This is a genomic window from Flavobacterium sp. AG291 (assembly GCF_003350375.1).
In the GTDB taxonomy this organism is placed as follows: domain Bacteria; phylum Bacteroidota; class Bacteroidia; order Flavobacteriales; family Flavobacteriaceae; genus Flavobacterium; species Flavobacterium suzhouense.
The window spans coordinates 267,757-287,340 of sequence record NZ_QQAR01000002.1 but is presented as its reverse complement, the minus strand read 5'-3'; the positions used below and the strand labels follow the sequence as shown (position 1 = coordinate 287,340).

Sequence of the window (19,584 nt, the reverse complement as noted above, 5' to 3'; positions counted from 1 at the left end):
TTTTATAATTATGAGTTTTAAAATTGGTGATGTAGTGCGACTGAAATCAGGAAGCCCAAGAATGTCTGTTTCTGAAATAAATAGTGGAAATTCCTATGTAAAAGTTGAATGGTATGAAGATGGTAAAATCAATGCATATGCCTTTCATGCTGACCAATTAAAATTAGATGAAGACAAATAGTATTTCAGATTGCCACGTCGTTCCTCCTCGCAATAACAGTTACAAGAAACTTTACAACTTTAAAAACTTCAACATTTCCATATAAAACAAAACCCCAAAGATAATCTCCGGGGTTTATACTTTATTAGTGTTGCTGTTATGAGTTACCGTACAGGTTAGACTCCCCACCATCTATGGCTATGGTTTGGCCGTTTACGTACTGGCAGTCGTCGCTAAGCAAAAAGGCAACGAGTTTACCTACTTCTTCCGGTTTACCCAGGCGTCGGGTAGGGTTGCGCTGTGCATATTCTTTTTCGGCAGCGGCAGGGTCTTGTGGGTTTACCTGCTTAAAGGCACCTGCCACCATTGGGGTCAAGATCGCTCCCGGCGCAATGGCATTGGTAAAAATATTGTCTTTTCCGTACTCAATCGCGGCATTTTTTGTCATACCGGATACGGCATGCTTACTCGCTACATACGGCATTTGGTTTACAACCCCTCTAATACCACCTACCGAGGCTACATTCACAATCTTTCCGCCGCCGTTTTTCTGCATCGCAGGGATAACATAGCGCAGCCCGTAATAAACACCCATAAGGTTAATGTCAATCACTTTTTTAAATACGTCAATATCATACTCCGTGATAGGCGCCTGTTTTCCTTCTATACCGGCATTATTGTAAAATCCGTCTATTTGTCCAAACTCGGCAATGGTTTTGTCAACGTAGTTTTTTACGGCCTCCTCGTTAGAAACGTCAGCCACTATAGTAAGTATTTTTGCGTTGGGCGCAGTTGAAAGTATCTCTTCTTTAGCTTTGCTTAAAGCTTCTTCGTTATAATCTACAAGGGTAAGGTTTGCCCCACGATCAGCAACAACTTTAGCTGCTGCAAGGCCTAATCCCATACCTGCACCGGTAATAATTACCGTTTTTCCATTAAATGTACTCATGATGTGTAATTTTGTTTTTACTAAAATTACGAACCACAAAATGCTGTAAGGGTTAACGCTTTGTTAATTAACTGAATAATTGATTTACCTGCATCGTCTCTATAATTTGGCATAAAATAATGAAGCGTTACAAGAAATTCACTACGAATTTTGTTGTGTTTTTTAGGCGGGATTAATTCTTCAGCAGTGAAGTATCAACCGTTTTTACGATGGCTTCAAAATCAGCCATAAGAGAGGTGCGAATGGTAATGCTTTTAGGGTTGGCAATATAACGGTCGCTGTTATAGTTCCATAAGTACATGGCGTCTTCAATGGCGTTCTTATCGTTAGATGACATCGGCAGGTGGGTCAGCTCGATGTAAATAAGGTTACGCATATGCGTTAAATTCTTTGGGTCCTTCTCATTTAGGAACTCCTGTATCATTTTTTTCAGTTGTTCCTTCTTTTCAGTTTTTGTCATGACGCACAGCTTTAGCTATGTAAGGTACGACAATAAAGCCACCGTTGGGGTAAATGTTTAAAGTTTAACTAATTTGTTGTCAGTATTTTGTATGATATTACTTCGTCAGTTCGGCTTTCAGCTTTGGCTGAACTGTGGATATGAGTAAGCAACTCTAAACCCCAAACCCGTAACCCGAAATAGCTTTAGCTAATGTAGTTCCAGATATTCTTCTTCTTGCTCATTTCAAGAAAAGCATTGCGTAGGGCAGTATGCTCAGGTTTTGCCAGGGCGGCATCGTCCTTAAGTATCTTAATGGCATACTGTCGTGCCAACTGCAGTATGTCGCGGTCTTTCACGAGGTCGGCAATCTGAAGGTTCAGGACACCGCTTTGCTGCGTACCCATAATGTCGCCGGGGCCTCGTAGTTTTAGGTCAACCTCAGAGATCTCAAAGCCGTCGTTGGTACGGCACATGGTTTCCATACGTATCTTGCTATCGTTGCTCAGTTTCTGGCCTGTCATGAGTATGCAGTAGCTTTGCTCGGCACCACGGCCCACGCGTCCGCGTAACTGGTGCAACTGCGAAAGCCCGAAACGCTCAGCACTCTCTATGATCATCACGCTGGCATTGGGTACGTTTACACCCACCTCTATAACGGTAGTAGCTACCATAATGTTGGTTTTACCTTTAGCGAAGCGTTCCATTTCGCTGTCCTTTTCGGCAGGTTTCATTTTTCCGTGAACGATGCTCACGCTGTATTGCGGCAATGGGAAGTCGCGCGAAATGCTCTCGTAACCGTCCATCAGGTCTTTGTAGTCCATTTTCTCGCTTTCCTGTATCAACGGGTAAACGATGTATATCTGACGGCCTTTGGCGATTTCCTCGCGCAGGAACGCCCAAACCTTAAGTCGGTTGCTGTCGTAGCGGTGTACGGTCTGTATGGGTTTACGTCCCGGAGGCAGCTCATCGATAACCGAGATATCCAGATCGCCATACAGGCTCATAGCCAACGTACGCGGAATAGGAGTGGCGGTCATCACCAGCACGTGCGGCGGAATCTCATTTTTATGCCACAGCTTACTGCGCTGCTCCACACCAAAACGGTGCTGCTCGTCAATAATGGCAAGCCCAAGGTTCTTAAATTGCACCTTGTCTTCGAGTAGGGCATGGGTACCTATGATGATATGCAATTCCCCTGATTCAAGCTGTTCATGGATGATTTTTCTTTCTGAAGTTTTAGTTGAACCGGTCAGTATCTTTATATTGATTCCTAATGGTGTAGCCAACTCACTTAGTCCTAAAAAATGCTGATTAGCGAGGATCTCGGTAGGTGCCATCAAACACGCCTGAAAACCATTATCCAGCGCCAGTAGCATACTCATCATAGCGACAATTGTCTTCCCTGAGCCTACATCTCCCTGCAATAGCCTGTTCATCTGCGCGGGTTGTCCCATATCGTGGCGTATCTCTTTGAGAACGCGTTTTTGGGCTCCGGTTAGGCTAAATGGCAGGTGGTTATTGTAAAAGTCGTTAAAGTAGGAGCCAACCTTATCAAAGGCGTGGCCTTTTATCTTATGCCTACGGATGATGTTCTTGGTAATCAGCTGTAGTTGTATAAAGAACAGCTCTTCAAACTTCAGCCTGAACTGTGCCCTTGCCAGCAAGTCCTGGCTCTTAGGGAAATGTATGTTGAAAAGGGCAGCGTTCTTAGGAATTAGTTGTAGTTCGTTTACAAGGTGTGCAGGCAACGGTTCGCTGAACAACGCCTGTGTCTCGATAAATAGCTGCTGCATGATCTTGTTCACGACCTTGTTAGTAATTCCCCGCTGTATCAGTTTCTCGGTAGAAGGGTAGATGGGCTGCATAGCACTACGAAGGCTTTGTTCGTGTTCGGTTAGGAGTTCCATCTCAGGGTGCGCCATGTTGAACACGCCATTAAATGCACTTGCCTTGCCAAACACCACATACGGCACATTGATCTTCAGGTTCTCACGAATCCATTTCTGACCCTGAAACCAAACCAGTTCCATTTCGCCGGTACCATCAGTAAAGGTGGCTACAAGGCGGGTTCGTTTCTCCCCAACGGATTTAAGGTTAATCACTTTCCCCACAACCTGAACCTCACTGTTGCTGTTTAGCAGCTCCTGGATCTTGTAGTAGCGCGTACGGTCTATGTATCGGTTCGGGTAAAGCTTTATGAGGTCGCCATATTTATGTATGCCCAACTCTTTCCGAAGCAGCTCACCGCGCGCCGGACCCACACCTTTCAGGTATTCTATGGGAGTTTCGAGTAGGTTGTTCATTCAGGCTTATAGATTGAAGTACGAAGGTAATAAAGCGCCGGTAACTTACCAAAAGTATAAGAAGCGGTATTTTGCAAATACAATTCTATGTTAATATCCGTGTTATTGAGCAATTAAAAAGTATATTTATATAATAAATATTTAATTTTCAATACATTATGGATTTAGGTGGATTGGTACAGCAATTGGGTTACCCAATAACAATAAATACTGTAAAAAGATATTCAGATAGTATAAAGGCTGTAGAATGTGTACAGGGTATCTTAAAAGAAATCAAACAGAATTCAATTGTGATAGAACAATATTTTTCTGTATTTGATTATAGTGCTGATACATCAGCCGGAAAAATGAGGGAGTTTGTCAACGATGAGTTTGATCTCATTAATTAATAGATAATGCGGCGATATGCCGCATTATTAAATTTAATAGGGTGAAGCGTTAGCAATCAGCACCTTTACCTTTTCAAGGGTAAGTTCGGTTAGAATTTCCCTGTTTTGCAGGTATATAATAGTTTTTTTGTTTCTAATGTCTTCTGAAACACTGATGATAAAATCAATGTTTATGCTATGCAAAAGGTTGTTTTCTTTTATTTCAATGAATTTACTCATAATTACTTTTTTTATAATGTTAATGGTTTTCAATCGGCAATTAGCATACTATCCTAAAAAAAGATATCAGGTATTTTACTATTAACCCGCTTGATTATTGCTGATGGTTTATAATTGAGAGCAATCCCTATAACGCACATAAAAAACAGGGTAATCAGGCTGGAAAATAAAATCCAGTCGCCTAAATTACCAATACTTAAAACATTAATGATAATAAAAAAACTAATAATGAGAGCACCAGTAACTGATGCAGAAAACAAGAATAATTTCATGATAAATACTTTTTAATTAAAATTCTGCGAAAACATTTTTCAATAAGAGTATGTTATCTCCCGGTAGTTTTTTGGTATAAAATCCTGAATAAGAAACTATCTAATAAGCTTCAGGATGATAAAGGTATGGTAATTAAAGTTATAAGCGTGGCATTTTGTGATGGATGGGCTGCAATTTAACAGAATAATTTTGAAACTATGGAAGGATCTCAATATGAACTCTCTTCTAACGGGGACTTTACCGTCTTTGAATTTACCAGTGACGGTAAGAGCGGTAGCATATATAAAATTGTGAAATATTCTAAAACGCTAAATGAGAATGTGTATAACCTTGGTCTTGGGGATATTATCTTTAATGATGATACTACTGTTGAAGTAGACGATATTAACCTAAGTAATAATAGCGATTGGAATAAGGTTATCAATACGGTAGTATACTCGGTTTATATCTTTAGTTCGGTCTATCCTAAAGCCTATGTACTTTTTGGGAGCAATAACACGGTCAAGATGCGTCTTTACCGTATGTTTCTTTCCCGTAATCTTATCGAGATTACCAAAAACTTCGTGGTGTATGGTGCTGTACATAATGCAGAGGGTAAGCTTGTTAATGTTCCGTTCACCACATCGCAGGATGTTGAAGGGTATTTTGTGAAGAGAATTAATTTGAACAAAAATTATAATGTAATAAGTTATAAGTAAATATGTATTAAAAGTAACATTTGTGAAATCTAAAGGGGTATCTTTGTTAGAATATGTATCCCCTAAATTGAGGTCAACTCTTATTAAAACATCAGTTAGCTAATTTTAGAAACGATTAATACTAATGGAAGATAAATCAGTAAAAATTTTGAAAGAAAAAAAAGATGCCATTCTTGAACTTTGGGTTTCAAAACAAATGGCTCAGGACAGTTATTTTAACGCAGACGACCAAAAGGAAGATTCTGAAGATTTCGTCAGTGCTTTTTTAAGCGCGTTAAATGATACTAATATTAATGACCAGGATGCAAGGTCGTTTGAAAAAGTTCATGATGTACTCATGGGTATTTCTGTTTCAAGGGCTAAACGAGGTTTTACACCAAGGGAAACAGGAGTTTATATGTTTACATTCAAGGAAGCTCTTTTAGAAACGCTTTCAAAAGAAATTACTGATCCGGTAAGACTTTATGAAGATAGCTTAAAAGTAAGCAAGATCATAGATAATATGGCCATACTTACATTTGAAGCTTTTATCAGGGGACGCGAAGATGTAATATCAAGGCAAACGGATGAGATTACTGAAATTTCTACTCCCGTTATCCGTGTGTGGGATGGCGTTGTTGCTCTGCCAATAATTGGTACGCTTGACAGTGCGAGGACTCAGGTAGTAATGGAGAATCTGCTTCAACAAATTGTGGAGACGGGAAGTACCATTGCTATTCTTGATATTTCAGGTGTGCCGGCGGTTGATTCACTAGTGGCTCAACATCTTATTAAGACCGTAAGTGCAACGAGATTGTTGGGTGCTGAATGTATCATCAGCGGTATCAGGCCGGAAATTGCACAAATCGTTGTACATTTAGGTATAGATCTTTCTAATATCATAACAAAATCTACCTTGGCAAGTGCGCTTCAAACCGCATTTAATATGCTACAGCTTGAAGTGAATAAAAAGAAAGGAAATTTTATAAACAGCTAGATTAATGGAGAGAATTCCTATTTTAAAAATGGGTGATTTTTTATTAGTCACCATACAGGTAGATTTATACGATCAGCTAGCCGAAAATCTGGAGAGCGATCTTGTAAATGCTGTAAAAAAAAATAACTCTAAAGGAGTTCTTATTGACATTTCCTCGGTTTCAATCATTGATTCTTTTATGGGGCGTATACTTGGTAATATAGGTATTATGTCCCGAATTATGGGGGCTCAGTCCGTTATTGTAGGTATGCAGCCTGCAGTAGCAATGACTTTGGTAGAACTAGGGCTTACGCTTACGGGTGTTTCTACTGCGCTTAATGTTGAAAAAGGAATGGAACTTTTGCGTTCAAAAATTTTATTAAGTGAAGGCCAAAGTTATTATGATGAGAACAACAACACTGAATAAACTCGATTTTGTTATAGTTCGCGAACAGGATGTTGTTCCCTTCCGGAATAAGGTCAAAGAGGAAGCAGTAAAAATAGGTATGGGTATACTGAACCAGACCAAACTTATTACTGCTGCCAGCGAGTTAGTGCGAAACCTGCTAAAATATGGCGGTGGAGGTACTGTTGAGATAGAGTCTGTAACCAATGGTCGTGAAAATGGAATTTTATTGAGATTTTCCGATAAAGGCCCTGGTATAAAGGATATAGACCTGGCCATGAAAGATGGATACAGTACAGGCAAAAGTCTGGGGTTAGGCCTGCCCGGAACAAAAAGGCTTGTAAATGAATTTGATATTAAATCAGCTGAAGGTGAAGGAACCACAGTGACAATAATAAAATGGAAGAATGGCTGATAAAGTCTTATTGAACTACAAAATAGATGACAGGAGTTATGTGTCTTATGTGAAAAGAGAAATACATACTCTTGTGGTTGGCGAGGGATTTAGTTCACAGAAAGTAGGAGAAATTGATATTGTAGTTTCGGAATTAACATCCAATCTTGTAAAATTTGCAGAAGAAGGTGAGCTTTTATACAGGGTAAGTTCTGATGAAAACGGCCCTTTTTTTGAAATATATTGTATTGATAATGGTAAGGGGATTTCTAATCTTGCCAGGATGCGACAGGACGGAATATCTACGTCAGATACCCTTGGACAAGGACTTGGTGCAATTGAGCGCTTAAGCCATACATCAAGTGTTTTTACAAATAAAGGGTGGGGGACATTAGTGCATAGTAAAATATATGCAAAAGATTTCAATCCTTCCGCCTTAAAAAAAAACATAGATATTGGTGCAGTACAGGTGTGTTGTCCCGGAGAGAAAGTGTGTGGTGATGGCTATGCCGTTAAAAGATTTGGTAATGGATATCAGTTTTTTATGGGAGATGGGCTGGGGCACGGTATAAATGCACACGAAGCTGCTGAAGAAGCAATTAAAGCATTTAAGGATTGTAAAGAACAGAGTCCGTCAGAAGTATTAAGGTATATTAATCAACAGGTTAAAAAAACACGCGGGCTTGTTGCAACGGTAGTATATTTAGATTTTGAGGCAAAAAAATGGATGTTATGCGGTATAGGTAATATATCCACAAGTATTTATACAGGATTATCAGCCAGGAATTATACACCTTACAATGGTATAATAGGGCATAACATTCCCCGGACTATTAATGATTCTGTACAAGATCTTGAAAAGTACCAGACGCTTATAATGCATTCCGATGGCTTGCGTACAAGATGGAATCTTTCCGAGTTAGCGGGAATCTTAAAATTTGATCCTAATGTAATAGCTGCTGTACTTTATAAAGATAATGCACGACACAATGATGACATGACAGTATTTGCTGCCAAAATAAATCTATAAATGGAAGAAATAGTACGTATAAATCTCGATAATGAAATGGATCTGATCATGGCGCATAAACGCACCATGAAGCTGGCAGAATTGTGCGGACTAATGCTTTCGGCTCAAACGAGGTTTGCTACTGCTGTTTCTGAAATTGCAAGATGTTCCATTGCTTACGGAGAAAACTCTAATCTTAAATTAGGAATTACTTTTTTAAGTGGAGGAAAGAAGGAAATTACGGCTGTAATAACTGATGGGGTTGATCTTGAAAAATGCAACCCTGAGGCTTATGCCTATGCCTCCCGTTTATCAAAGGAAATTGTAAAAAGGCATCATAATGGGGTTTATGAGATACTGCTAAATCTTAAAATTCCTTTTTCAGGTATAATTTCTCCTGTTAGAATAGCCTCTTTTATTGACTATTTTAAAAAAGAAATATCATTTTCTCCTTATGATGAGCTTCGTAAAAAGAACATACAACTGATTGAGCTTTCAGAAAAACTCAGCGAAAGCGAATCTAAATACAGGCAACTTACAGATACACTGCCGTTATTGGTGTTTTCGGTTACTGCAACGGGCGCAGTTACATTATCCAACAAAAGAGTTAATGAGGTTTTTGGTTCAGGTTTCAATAGCTTTACGCAAACTTCCATAGCTACTGTTTTTCATCCCGATGATATTGCAATGATGAGTAATGCATGGGATACTGTGAAACGAAGAGGTAGCAGTTTTTCAGGACAGGCCAGAATAAGCAGTAAAGATGAATACCTTTGGCACCTTATTTCCATAGTACCTGATAATAATGAAAACGGAGATGTTTTTGGTTACATTATATCGATGGTTAATATCCATGCCCAAAAACTTGTTGAAGAAACATTAAAAGACAATAAAGAGTTAAGGCAGGCACAGGAAAATCTTAAAACTTCAAATGCCGAATTGTCCAAAAAGAATAAGGAACTGGAACAGTTTGCTTATATAGCAAGCCATGATCTTCAGGAACCTTTACGTAAAATACGAAACTTCACCTCTTTAGCTGAGCGTAACCTGTCTGAAGAAGAGAAAGAGAAACTGTATTTTAATAAAATTAATTCTTCTGCCGAACGTATGTCGCGCCTTATAACCGATGTACTTAATTATTCTAAGCTTTCTGTTGATGACAGAAGCTTTTCTGCAGTCGACCTCAATGTTGTACTAAACGAGGTTATAGGTGATTTTGAATTTCAGATTGAAGAAAAAAATGCTGCTATTACAGTAGCAGAACTTCCTGTTATACAGGGTATACCTATACAGTTAAGCCAGTTGTTTTATAACCTTATAGGCAATTCACTAAAATTTGTTGAGGGCAAGCCAAAGGTTGTTATAAACTATGATAAAGTTGAAAAAAAACAACAATTTTTTCATAAAATAGCTGTGATTGATAACGGTATAGGTATAGAAGAAAAACACCTTTCTAAAATATTTACCATCTTTAAAAGGCTTCATCACCAGAGTGAATATGAAGGTACGGGCATCGGTCTGGCTTTATGTGAAAAGATCATCGAAAATCACCACGGTAGTATCGAGATTTCAAGTATTCCAAATCAAGGCACTACCATAGATGTTTATTTGCCTGTTTAAGTATATCTAATATTTATAATTCGTTCTCTTCGCTCGGTTTCACTACACTCCCTTCTTCGGGATATCTTATACTTCCTTTGATTTCCGCGACGTGTTTTGGATCAAATTTAGGGAGTTGGAGTTCGCCTTTTTCTTTCCATTGTTTTACGGTGTCTTCGGCCTGAGAGGTTTTTTCGGCAGAATTGCCTGAGTCTTTTGCAAAATAAATAGTTTGAGAAGGGTAGGCGAGTCCTGTACCGCTTTTATCAATGATATCTAAAATACGAAGCAAAAGATCTTCCTGTACTTCCTGAGAATCGTCAAAGTTGTTGGCTTCAATATATGAAGTAACCTCAACTTTCATGGCATCGGCTGTAATTCCTGTAAAGCGTACGATTGGGGGGGTATTTAAGATTCCGGGGTGAGAATACAGTAATGCTCTAATTTCAACTAACAGAAATCGTAATTGGTCCGGTGTGGTTTCCATCCTGAATGTAAGAACAGGATTGAACAAAAAACGATCACGATGGGCCATGTTCTCTATTTTACTGGCAGCAAGTTCGCCATTAGGAATGGTTACTATCGTTCTGGCGGCTGTTCGTAGTGTTGTTGAGCGCATCCCAATACTTTCTACTGTTCCTTTGATATCACCTACCTTGCAAAGATCGCCTACCCTTAAAGGCTGGTCGGCAATAAGCGAAACGCTGCCCACAAAGTTTTCCATGGTTTTTTGTGCCCCCAATGCTAATGCGATACCCCCAATTCCCAATGCTGCAAGTCCTGCAGTAACGTCAACGCCTATTGCACCTAATATGGCAATGATTCCGGCAATTACTATTGCGGCTTTGGTTGTACGCCTTAGGAAGAGTATTACAGATATGGCAGAGATACGCCCTCTTTCGGTCATTCTCCTTTTAGTATAAATACTCAGAAGATCGGCAAGTCTCCATAGCAGCATCAAAAACGATACGATGGCTATGGTAACGATAATTACACTAAAACGCTGGCGGACTATAATTGAAATTCCCATACGTTGTGTTGCACTTATAAAAATCCATACCGCAAGGTATAAGCGTACAGGCAGGTTGAATGCTTCTATAATTGCGGTTATCTTTTCGGTACGGGCTTTTGGCCATACTAATGTCAGGATAAAACTAATTAGTGAAACAATACCCCAGGCAACCATATAGCATAGTAATGTCATTACCACAACCACAAGCCAGTGACCAACCGGAACTCCGCCAAGCTTACGTTCTTTTAATGTAGTGGGTAAAATCCTGTCTAAAAAGGTGTCATCGTCAATAGTGGCGTTGGCAATGGCACTAACGGTTTCATCGGAGAATAACCAAAGCGCCGGTTTATCGTCTTCAGATTGGTTTTCTATGTAAATATTGATAACTGTATTGTTGGTAGTAATGGTTCCTACTTTGTCAATTCCGGGAGGTAGGTCGTCATCGGTTTTGCCGCTTTCTTTATTGCTTATGGATGATGTTACTTCCATGTCGCCTCTCTGATCCAGTAAGCGCTGAAATGCCTGTGCTATACGAATCCTTTCTTTTTCTTTCCTGTAGGAACGCCTGCTTAATACCAGATACTGACTTGCCCTGACATATTTTTCTTCTGAAATCGCTTTTATAAAACCGTTTACGGTGCCCTGTGGCGTACGTCTGCCTAATGAGTCCGGTTCAGTTTTAGGGGTTTCCTCAGTTTGCGATTTTGTAGCACTCAATAACTGGGCTGCAGTATTATAGGGTAGCAGGCTCAGTATTAATAAAGCGATAAAGTATATTGTTCTTTGCAGGTAAGGTCTCATAAGGATGTAATAAGGGTGCAATAGCTATAAATTTATGAAAATATAACGGTCATGATAAAGTTTTTAACGAGAAGTTGAGAAAATAAAGCATTGTCTATGCTTTGCCAATTGTGTAGCTTTGTATAAATATCATTCCCTTATATGAGATACTTTCTTTTACTGCTGACTACTGCCCTAACCTTCGCACAGCAAACCAAAAAGGTTGATTTTATTACTGCTGATGCTTATTTGTCTTTTGATGTTCCCCTTAAGAAAGTTATGGGTAGGGTTGTTTATTCCTTTGAAGTCATAGATAAAAAAACGGATACCATTTTTATTGATGCGAAGAATATGCAGTTCAGCGATGTGAAGATCAATGGAAAGAAGGCAGGTTGGGTTAGCTCAGCGAAAACCTTAAAATTATATAAAGGGTTTAAAAAGGGAAAAAATACGGTTGAATTTAATTATACGGCACTACCAAAGCAGACACTATATTTTGTGAAAGATGGTCAGGATGTACAGTTATGGACCCAGGGTCAGGGCAAGTATACCAGTCACTGGCTGCCAAGCTTTGATGATGTAAACGAAAAGGTTATTTTTAATATATCTGCTTCATTTGATAAAAATTATACTGTATTATCTAATGGAGAACTTAAAGATAAAGCTATCAAAGGAAATGACCAGCAATGGAGTTATAAAATGGAAAAACCCATGAGTAGCTATCTTGTTATGCTGGCTATTGGCAAGTACAGAAAATGGCAGATGGGAACTGCTTCTAAAACTCCTTTGGAATTTTACCTGAGAGAACAGGACAGCAGTATGTTTGCAACCACATACCGTTACAGTTGGGATATTTTTGATTTTTTTGAGAGGGAGATAGGTTTTAAATATCCATGGAAAGTTTATAGACAGGTTCCTGTGCTTGACTTTTTATATGCCGGTATGGAGAATACAACCTCAACCATCTTCGCACAGGACTTTGTGGTAGATTCCATAGGGTTTAATGATCGTACTTATACCAATGTAAATGCCCACGAATTGGCCCATCAGTGGTTTGGCGATATTGTTACTGCCGAAAGTGGTAAACATCACTGGCTACAGGAAGGTTTTGCGACTTATTATGCACTATTGGCAGAACAGAAGCTTTTTGGGGATGATCATTTCAATTACGAAATGTACCAGATGGCAGAGCGTTTACAGCAGGTAGCAAAGACTGATACTATTCCGGTTATGAATGAGAAAGCAAGCAGCTTGTCTTTTTATCAAAAAGGCGCATGGGCACTACATGTATTGCGAGAAGGTGTAGGGTATGAGAATTTCCAAAAAGCAGTAAAGAGCTATCTCGAAAAATATGCTTTTAGCAATGTAAATACCGATGAGTTTCTGGCTGAAGTGAATAAGATAAGCGACTATGACACGAACAACTGGAAGAAACGCTGGCTTGAAACCGGAGGCTTTGAAGTACACGAGGCAATAGAGTTGCTTAAAAAGAATGAGTCAATGGCATTATATTTTGAACTGGGGGAATTGATGGACAACACCTTTGAGCAAAAGAAAGAAACATTTATGCAGTTGCTCAGGTCAAATGCATATTATGCTTTGAAGGAAGAGGCAATATACCAGACGGCTGAAGTACCTTTTGAACAGAAAGCTGATTTTGTCCGCCTTGCGATGCAAAGTAAGGATTTAAGGATTCGTCAGGCGGTAGCACGAACAGTTACCAGTTTTCCGGCAAGTTTTACTGATGAATACAAAACCTTTCTTTATGACGAATCTTACATTACCCGTGAGATTGCGATTAATGTATTGTGTAAAAACTTTCCAGACCGTAAGGCTGAGTTTTTAGAGGTAGGTAAAGACTGGGTTGGCTTTAACGATAAGAACCTGCGTATATTATGGCTTACTCTCGCTTATACAGCTAAGGATTACCGTACGCAGGAAAAAGAAAGTTTTTATGGTGAACTCCTCAGATATGCTGCTCCTGAATATGAAAGTACTGTACGTACGAATGCATTGGCAAACCTGATATATATTGGCAAACCTGATACTGTAATGTTGCAAAACCTTGTAAATGCAACCTTGCACCACAAATGGCAGTTTGTGAAATTTGGTAAGGATAACATCCGTAAGCTGTTGAAGAAAGAAGGGTATCGTCAGCAATTTGAAAACTTATTGCCATCATTACCTGAAGCTGAAAAGAAAAGTCTTGAAAAGTTATTAGCGGAGAAGTAGTTATTTAAGCCTCGGAGAGGTGGAATATTTATAGAGGATAATTGTAAACAATTTTAAAAGCTCCGGAGGAGCGGCATAATAATATGTCGCTCCTCCGGAGCTTTTATAGTATAAAAAGAATATAAACTATAAATATGTCGCTTCTCCGAAGCTATTATAAAGCCTTACAAATATGATTTAAGGCAACAAATCACAAAACCATAATTGCGATTTGAAGCCATTAGTGTGATATTCTTTCATTATAACCTCACCTTTAGTAAACTGTACGGGCTGTTTAAAGTAAGGCCCGTCAAAGCAAAAGGTATGAAACTCGCCATTCTCTCCGCATATATCAACATTTTCCGGCAGATCATTAATAAAATCATGGTCTACAAGACGGCCAACAAATGAGCTGTCGAGCTTGCTGCCATCTACACAAACGGTAATGGCTTTAAAACCGAAATCTATGAAATTTGTAAGTAATTCTTTTGTGTCTTTTTGCCATAGCGGAAAAATAGTTTTAATACCGTAAGGTTCTAATTGTTTTTCGCGGTACGTTTTCAGGTCTTCAAGAAATATATCACCAAAGGCAGTACACTCATAGCCATCAGCTAATAATTCGGAAACTGTTTCTTTCATTAGCGCTTCATACTCGGCATTGGTAGGATGGGGAGGAAGTTGGATAATTTTTGCAGGAATGCCAAGGGCTTCTGTCTGTTTTTGTAAAAGTTCCTTGCGAAGTCCATGCATGCTCACCCTGTCATATTCTGAACTTATGGATGTGAATAGACACTCAATGCTGTAATTTTTATCCTGTAGCAGGTAATGTAGTGCCAGCGCACTGTCTTTACCGCTGCTCCAGTTGAAATAGGTTTTTAAAGTATTTGGCATTATGGTCACGCTAGATTATGAAGCAGTATATTTTATTTTTTTTCCGTTATTATATGTGCAACTATGCTTAACATTGTTTTTATCGATACTATAAATGGTGCCATGTTTCTTTCCGTTAAAATATTCGCAATGATATATAAGCTTATCTCCCAGGTATTGCTCTTCAAGTGTTTTTTTGCCATTCAGGTCAAAATCAGTAATGGTTTTTAAAGGGTAGTCGGAGCTTGATGCAAAGATGATATGTCTTTTCTTAATATTATTTTCATAATATAATGTTTCGTCAGAGACTATTTTTTCATCTGTATTATAATACAAAGTATATTTAGTTATATATCCATTTGTATATTCTTTTTCAAAGACAAGATGACCGTTATTTTTTCTATATTCTGCTATACCTGTAAAAATCGTATTGTTGCTTTCTTTATAAGCAATTTCTTTAGAAATGTAAATTTCTGAAGTTTTTATTCTTTCCTGTACCTGGCTGAAAACGGTTGTCAAAAGAAAGATGATTACGTAAAATAATTTCATTTATAATTGACTGTGTTACGTAGTTATATACCCAACAAACATAAATAAAAAAGCACTTGCTATGGCAAATGCTTCTAAATATCGAATGATCTAATAATCTGTTACTCGCTCCAAAGGCCTGATACCTCATTCTTAAGGTGAGCAATGGCAACACTGCTTGGACTTTGCTTGTCGAAAAGATTTTTTAATAGTGTTTCGCGCAGTTCCTGTGCTGTTGCGATTGCAGGATCGGCAGTCGTTTTTCGTACCATCTGTATGGTAGCATTCTTGGCAGTAGTAACAATGTCCCAACTTTCGGAAGAGATATAAATCTGCTGTGAAAGGTTATGTTCGTATTCTACCTCAATTTGTGACACAAGATACTCTTCATAATCGTGTTTGTTTGACGACTGAGGAGTTATTCTTATCAATATCTTCGCAGGGTTTATCCTTTCAAGGAATAAAGTAAGTCTTTCATAAGCCTGCAGGCGAAGCGGTAGAGCATTCTTTTGTGCTTCTTTGTGTATCAGGTAACGGCGACGGCCTTCTTCGTTACGGGTATGCATGCTAAAAAAGTAGTAAGCAACTCCTCCTGTTATAAGTGCCGGAAGGGTATAAAAAGCAAGTTCAATAATTTTGTCTGAGCTCATAGGTTTATAGTAATGTGTTTTTGGTATAACGTTACAATAGGGTTTCAAATTGCAGAAGCGAAAATAAGGAAATAAGTTTTTTCCGTAAGTGTGCAATTCAAATAATTTGCAATTATATTTGAGGCTAAACATGCCCAACCATGAAAAACAAAAGGATTATATTTTTAATCGTCAGTTTTCTGACTATAGTAACGGGTCTCTTTGTAAGGCTTAAAAAGCATTGGTTTCCTGATATTCTGAATCTTTATCTGGGCGATATATTGTATGCATTTATGATGTTTTATATCGTCAGTTTTTGCGTGCCTCATAAAAATATAAAAGCAAGAGCAGTTGCAGCATTGCTTATCTGTTATTGTATTGAAGTATTACAGCTCTATCAGGCAGAGTGGATCACTGCAGTCCGGCAGACCATTCCCGGAAAACTGTTGCTTGGTTCAGGCTTTTTATGGAGTGATATACTGGCATATACTATTGGCGTAATAGCTGCTTTTCTTTTTGAAAAATTTATGCTTTTCAAAGGAAGGCCGGACGATAAGAATATCAGTTAAAATAGCTATTTTTGCGTTGTAAATCGTAGAAATGGATATTCGTAGTTATATAAGCCAGTTAAATGAAGCCCAGCAGGCACCAACGCTTCAAAAAGACGGTCCGATGATCGTTATTGCGGGAGCAGGTTCGGGAAAAACCAGGGTACTTACCCTTCGTATCGCATACCTGATGAGTCAGGGTGTTGATGCATTCAATATTCTTGCACTGACCTTTACCAATAAGGCGGCGAAGGAGATGAAGAAACGTATTGCCGACATTGTAGGTAACTCAGAAGCTAAGAATCTTTGGATGGGTACATTTCACTCGATTTTTGCTAAAATTCTTCGTTTTGAGGCTGACAAACTGGGCTATCCGTCAAACTTTACGATTTATGATTCTCAGGACAGTGTTCGTCTTATCAGTTCTATCATTAAAGAAAAGCAGCTTGATAAGGATGTGTATAAGCCTAAACAGGTTTTAGGACGTATTTCTTCGTATAAGAACAGCCTTATTACCGTTAAAGCTTATTATAACAACCCTGAATTACAGGAAGCTGATGCGATGTCTAAAAAGCCACGCCTTGGCGAGATATACGAAGCTTATGTAGAGCGTTGCTTTAAAGCCGGAGCGATGGATTTTGATGACCTGTTGCTTCGTACAAACGAATTACTGAACCGTTTCCCGGATGTACTTGCGAAGTATCAGGATCGTTTCCGTTATATACTGGTAGATGAGTACCAGGATACCAACCACTCGCAGTATCTTATTGTTCGTGCGCTCTCAGATCGTTTTCAGAATATTTGTGTGGTAGGGGATGATGCACAGAGTATCTATGCTTTCCGTGGAGCTAACATTAATAACATCCTGAACTTCCAAAAAGATTACGAGAATGTACAGATGTACCGCCTTGAGCAAAACTACCGCTCAAGCAGGAATATTGTAGAAGCGGCAAATGCAATTATAGATAATAATAAAACCAAGCTTGATAAGGTGGTTTGGACTGCCAATGATGAAGGTCCTAAAATCAAAGTGCATCGCAGCCTTACCGATGGCGAGGAAGGTCGTTTTGTTGCCAGTACCATTTTTGAACAAAAAATGCAGCACCAACTGACCAATAATAAGTTTGCTATTCTTTACCGTACCAATGCGCAGTCACGCGCTATGGAAGATGCCTTACGTAAACGTGATATCCCGTATCGTATTTATGGAGGTCTCTCATTCTATCAGAGGAAAGAGATAAAGGACATATTGGCTTATTTAAGGCTGGTGATAAACCCTAAGGATGAGGAAGCACTTATTCGTGTTATCAATTATCCTGCAAGGGGAATAGGGGATAGCACTGTTGAGAAACTTACGGTTGCAGCTAATCACTACGGTCGTTCTATTTATGAAGTAATGGAGAACATTGATCGTATAGATCTTAAACTAAACAGTGGTACTAAAAATAAGCTGAATGACTTTGTAACTATGGTTAAGAGTTTTCAGGTAATTAATGAGACGCAGGACGCCTTTTTCCTTGCAGATCACGTTACCAAGAAAACCGGACTTATTCAGGAGCTTAAAAAAGACGCAACACCCGAAGGTATTGCCCGTATAGAAAATATTGAGCAATTATTGAGTGGTATCAGGGACTTTATTGAGGGTCAGAAGGAAGTAGACGATGCTCGTGGTGCCTTATCTGAATTCCTTGAAGATGTTGCCCTTGCCACTGATATGGACAACGATACCGGCGATGATGACCGTGTAGCACTTATGACCATTCACCTTGCAAAAGGACTTGAATTCCCTCATGTATTTATAGTAGGGATGGAAGAGGATCTTTTCCCGAGCGCCATGAGTATGAATACCCGCAGTGAACTTGAAGAAGAGCGCAGGCTATTCTATGTAGCGCTTACCCGTGCAGAGCATCAGGCATATTTAACCTATGCACAATCTCGTTACCGTTGGGGTAAACTGGTAGATAGTGAACCTTCACGCTTCATTGAAGAGATTACCGATAAATACTTAGAATATCTTACACCGGCTGAGTCGAATTATAAATACAAGCCAATGATTAATGCTGATATCTTTGGTGATGTAGATAAATCGAAACTAAGGCTAAATAAACCAACCAATACAGCTCCGCCAAAATGGGTTACTGATAATGAGCCTAAACCGGATATTCCTATCCGTAAGCTAAAGCCTATGAGCAGTAATGCACCTGTTTCGTCAGGGCCTGCAATGCCTGACACCAAACTGGTAATAGGTAACGTAGTGATGCATGAACGTTTTGGTAAAGGTAAAGTATTGAATCTGGAAGGCGTTGGCGCCGACAAGAAAGCTGAAATTCACTTTGAAGTTGGCGGTATCAAAAAGCTATTATTACGTTTTGCCAAGCTGGATATACTTGGTTAATTATTCTTTAATAAATATTAAAAAGCTGATTTCGAACACAAATCAGCTTTTTTTTTGTAACTTTTAATTTTAAGAAAATATTAATAGTATTTTTTTATACTATATTTTATATAATAAGTATATTTGAATACTAATTATATGGTATGAATTATACTTTATTAAAAGAAGTTATAGAGCTTATAGAAGATTTTGAAGCTTCCAAAGCATCAAAAAAACATTCTCTGAATTTAGAAGGATTTAAAGAATGGATTGCTGATTCGTTTCTTCAGGAGGGTAAAAAGTATCCGGAGCCTGAATGGGAAAATAAAAATTACGGGCGCACTCCTGAAAGTGCTATATCTACAATGCTTATACATATGAGCAGGTATGCTAAAATGTATTCCAAATCCGCTATATCAGATTCTTCTTTTTCTACTCAGGAAGATTTTATTTATCTCATAAATCTTAATGCGTTTGGAGCGATGTCCAAGATTGAATTGATTAAAAAGAATATTCAGGACAAGCCAACAGGTATGCAGATTATTGGCAGGCTTATCAAACAGGGATGGGTCATTCAAATTGATTCTGATAATGATAAAAGGGCAAAAGTGATAAGTATTACCGAAGAAGGTAAAAAAGCTTTGGATGCGCTGATGGGAAAAATACGTCAGGCGACATCTATTGTTTCGGGAAATCTTAGCTATTTAGAAAAAATGGAGCTAATAAGAATACTTAATAAGCTTGAAGATTTTCATAATCCAATATTCAATAGCAATATTTCTGTGCCTGAATTGCTTGATGAGGTAAATAATAATTATTTACAAATTCAAAATTAA

At 38.6% G+C, this 19,584-nt stretch carries 20 protein-coding genes; 12 read left to right on the top strand and 8 right to left on the bottom strand.

The annotated features are described in order from the left end of the window. Positions 1-10: 10 nt before the first annotated feature. Positions 11-181: a YodC family protein gene (locus tag DEU42_RS03355; protein ID WP_114756856.1), complete on the top strand. Its 171-nt coding sequence runs from the start codon at positions 11-13 to the stop codon at positions 179-181. Between the two features lie 136 nt (positions 182-317). On the opposite strand, the gene DEU42_RS03350 is transcribed toward DEU42_RS03355, so the two are convergent. From DEU42_RS03350 to recG, 3 genes are all read right to left on the bottom strand, one after another. After that, entirely contained in the window at positions 318-1,109 is a 792-nt protein-coding gene (locus DEU42_RS03350) for a glucose 1-dehydrogenase (RefSeq protein WP_114756855.1), read from the bottom strand. A 172-nt stretch (positions 1,110-1,281) separates the two neighbouring features. Next, entirely contained in the window at positions 1,282-1,569 is a 288-nt protein-coding gene (locus DEU42_RS03345; protein ID WP_114756854.1) for a hypothetical protein, read from the bottom strand. A 185-nt stretch (positions 1,570-1,754) separates the two neighbouring features. Then, positions 1,755-3,854 (bottom strand): ATP-dependent DNA helicase RecG, encoded by a 2,100-nt coding sequence (recG, locus tag DEU42_RS03340; RefSeq protein ID WP_114756853.1) that lies wholly within the window; start codon positions 3,852-3,854, stop codon positions 1,755-1,757. 158 nt (positions 3,855-4,012) lie between these two features. On the opposite strand from recG, the gene DEU42_RS03335 reads away from it, so the two are divergent. Further along, positions 4,013-4,243, top strand: coding sequence for a hypothetical protein (locus tag DEU42_RS03335; RefSeq protein WP_114756852.1), 231 nt, complete (start codon positions 4,013-4,015; stop codon positions 4,241-4,243). 33 nt (positions 4,244-4,276) lie between these two features. Here DEU42_RS03335 and DEU42_RS03330 read toward each other — a convergent pair whose 3' ends face one another. Beyond that, positions 4,277-4,462, bottom strand: coding sequence for a hypothetical protein (locus DEU42_RS03330; RefSeq protein WP_147278049.1), 186 nt, complete (start codon positions 4,460-4,462; stop codon positions 4,277-4,279). Between the two features lie 470 nt (positions 4,463-4,932). Between DEU42_RS03330 and DEU42_RS03320 the strand changes: the two genes are divergently transcribed. The 6 genes from DEU42_RS03320 to DEU42_RS03295 all read left to right on the top strand — a co-directional run bounded on the left by DEU42_RS03320 (position 4,933) and on the right by DEU42_RS03295 (position 9,817). After that, positions 4,933-5,433, top strand: coding sequence for a DUF6934 family protein (locus DEU42_RS03320; protein ID WP_114756849.1), 501 nt, complete (start codon positions 4,933-4,935; stop codon positions 5,431-5,433). A 124-nt stretch (positions 5,434-5,557) separates the two neighbouring features. Next, positions 5,558-6,409, top strand: a complete 852-nt coding sequence (locus DEU42_RS03315) for an STAS domain-containing protein (RefSeq protein WP_114756848.1) — start codon at positions 5,558-5,560, stop codon at positions 6,407-6,409. Positions 6,410-6,413: 4 nt separating this feature from the next. Beyond that, complete coding sequence (locus tag DEU42_RS03310; RefSeq protein ID WP_114756847.1) at positions 6,414-6,815, top strand: STAS domain-containing protein; 402 nt, start codon at positions 6,414-6,416, stop codon at positions 6,813-6,815. Beyond that, a complete protein-coding gene (locus DEU42_RS03305) occupies positions 6,793-7,209 on the top strand; it encodes an anti-sigma regulatory factor (RefSeq protein WP_114756846.1) in 417 nt (138 codons plus the stop codon). The genes DEU42_RS03310 and DEU42_RS03305 overlap by 23 nt, the downstream gene beginning before the upstream one ends. Continuing rightward, positions 7,202-8,218, top strand: coding sequence for a SpoIIE family protein phosphatase (locus tag DEU42_RS03300; RefSeq protein WP_114756845.1), 1,017 nt, complete (start codon positions 7,202-7,204; stop codon positions 8,216-8,218). Before DEU42_RS03305 ends, DEU42_RS03300 begins: the two co-directional genes overlap by 8 nt. Next, positions 8,219-9,817, top strand: a complete 1,599-nt coding sequence (locus tag DEU42_RS03295) for an ATP-binding protein (RefSeq protein ID WP_114756844.1) — start codon at positions 8,219-8,221, stop codon at positions 9,815-9,817. 13 nt (positions 9,818-9,830) lie between these two features. Here DEU42_RS03295 and DEU42_RS03290 read toward each other — a convergent pair whose 3' ends face one another. Beyond that, complete coding sequence (locus tag DEU42_RS03290; RefSeq protein WP_114756843.1) at positions 9,831-11,609, bottom strand: mechanosensitive ion channel family protein; 1,779 nt, start codon at positions 11,607-11,609, stop codon at positions 9,831-9,833. A gap of 141 nt (positions 11,610-11,750) precedes the next feature. Between DEU42_RS03290 and DEU42_RS03285 the strand changes: the two genes are divergently transcribed. Then, a complete protein-coding gene (locus tag DEU42_RS03285) occupies positions 11,751-13,820 on the top strand; it encodes a M1 family metallopeptidase (RefSeq protein ID WP_114756842.1) in 2,070 nt (689 codons plus the stop codon). A gap of 177 nt (positions 13,821-13,997) precedes the next feature. Here DEU42_RS03285 and DEU42_RS03280 read toward each other — a convergent pair whose 3' ends face one another. From DEU42_RS03280 to DEU42_RS03270, 3 genes are all read right to left on the bottom strand, one after another. Then, complete coding sequence (locus tag DEU42_RS03280) at positions 13,998-14,690, bottom strand: diphthine--ammonia ligase (RefSeq protein WP_114756841.1); 693 nt, start codon at positions 14,688-14,690, stop codon at positions 13,998-14,000. Positions 14,691-14,705: 15 nt separating this feature from the next. Then, on the bottom strand, positions 14,706-15,218 hold the full coding sequence (locus tag DEU42_RS03275; RefSeq protein WP_114756840.1) for a hypothetical protein: 513 nt from the start codon (positions 15,216-15,218) through the stop codon (positions 14,706-14,708). 101 nt (positions 15,219-15,319) lie between these two features. Further along, entirely contained in the window at positions 15,320-15,847 is a 528-nt protein-coding gene (locus DEU42_RS03270) for a hypothetical protein (RefSeq protein ID WP_114756839.1), read from the bottom strand. Positions 15,848-15,987: 140 nt separating this feature from the next. Between DEU42_RS03270 and DEU42_RS03265 the strand changes: the two genes are divergently transcribed. The 3 genes from DEU42_RS03265 to DEU42_RS03255 all read left to right on the top strand — a co-directional run bounded on the left by DEU42_RS03265 (position 15,988) and on the right by DEU42_RS03255 (position 19,584). Next, positions 15,988-16,395, top strand: coding sequence for a DUF2809 domain-containing protein (locus DEU42_RS03265; RefSeq protein ID WP_114756838.1), 408 nt, complete (start codon positions 15,988-15,990; stop codon positions 16,393-16,395). A 31-nt stretch (positions 16,396-16,426) separates the two neighbouring features. Then, on the top strand, positions 16,427-18,769 hold the full coding sequence (locus tag DEU42_RS03260; RefSeq protein WP_233506608.1) for an ATP-dependent helicase: 2,343 nt from the start codon (positions 16,427-16,429) through the stop codon (positions 18,767-18,769). Between the two features lie 143 nt (positions 18,770-18,912). Beyond that, a complete protein-coding gene (locus DEU42_RS03255; RefSeq protein WP_114756837.1) occupies positions 18,913-19,584 on the top strand; it encodes a MarR family winged helix-turn-helix transcriptional regulator in 672 nt (223 codons plus the stop codon).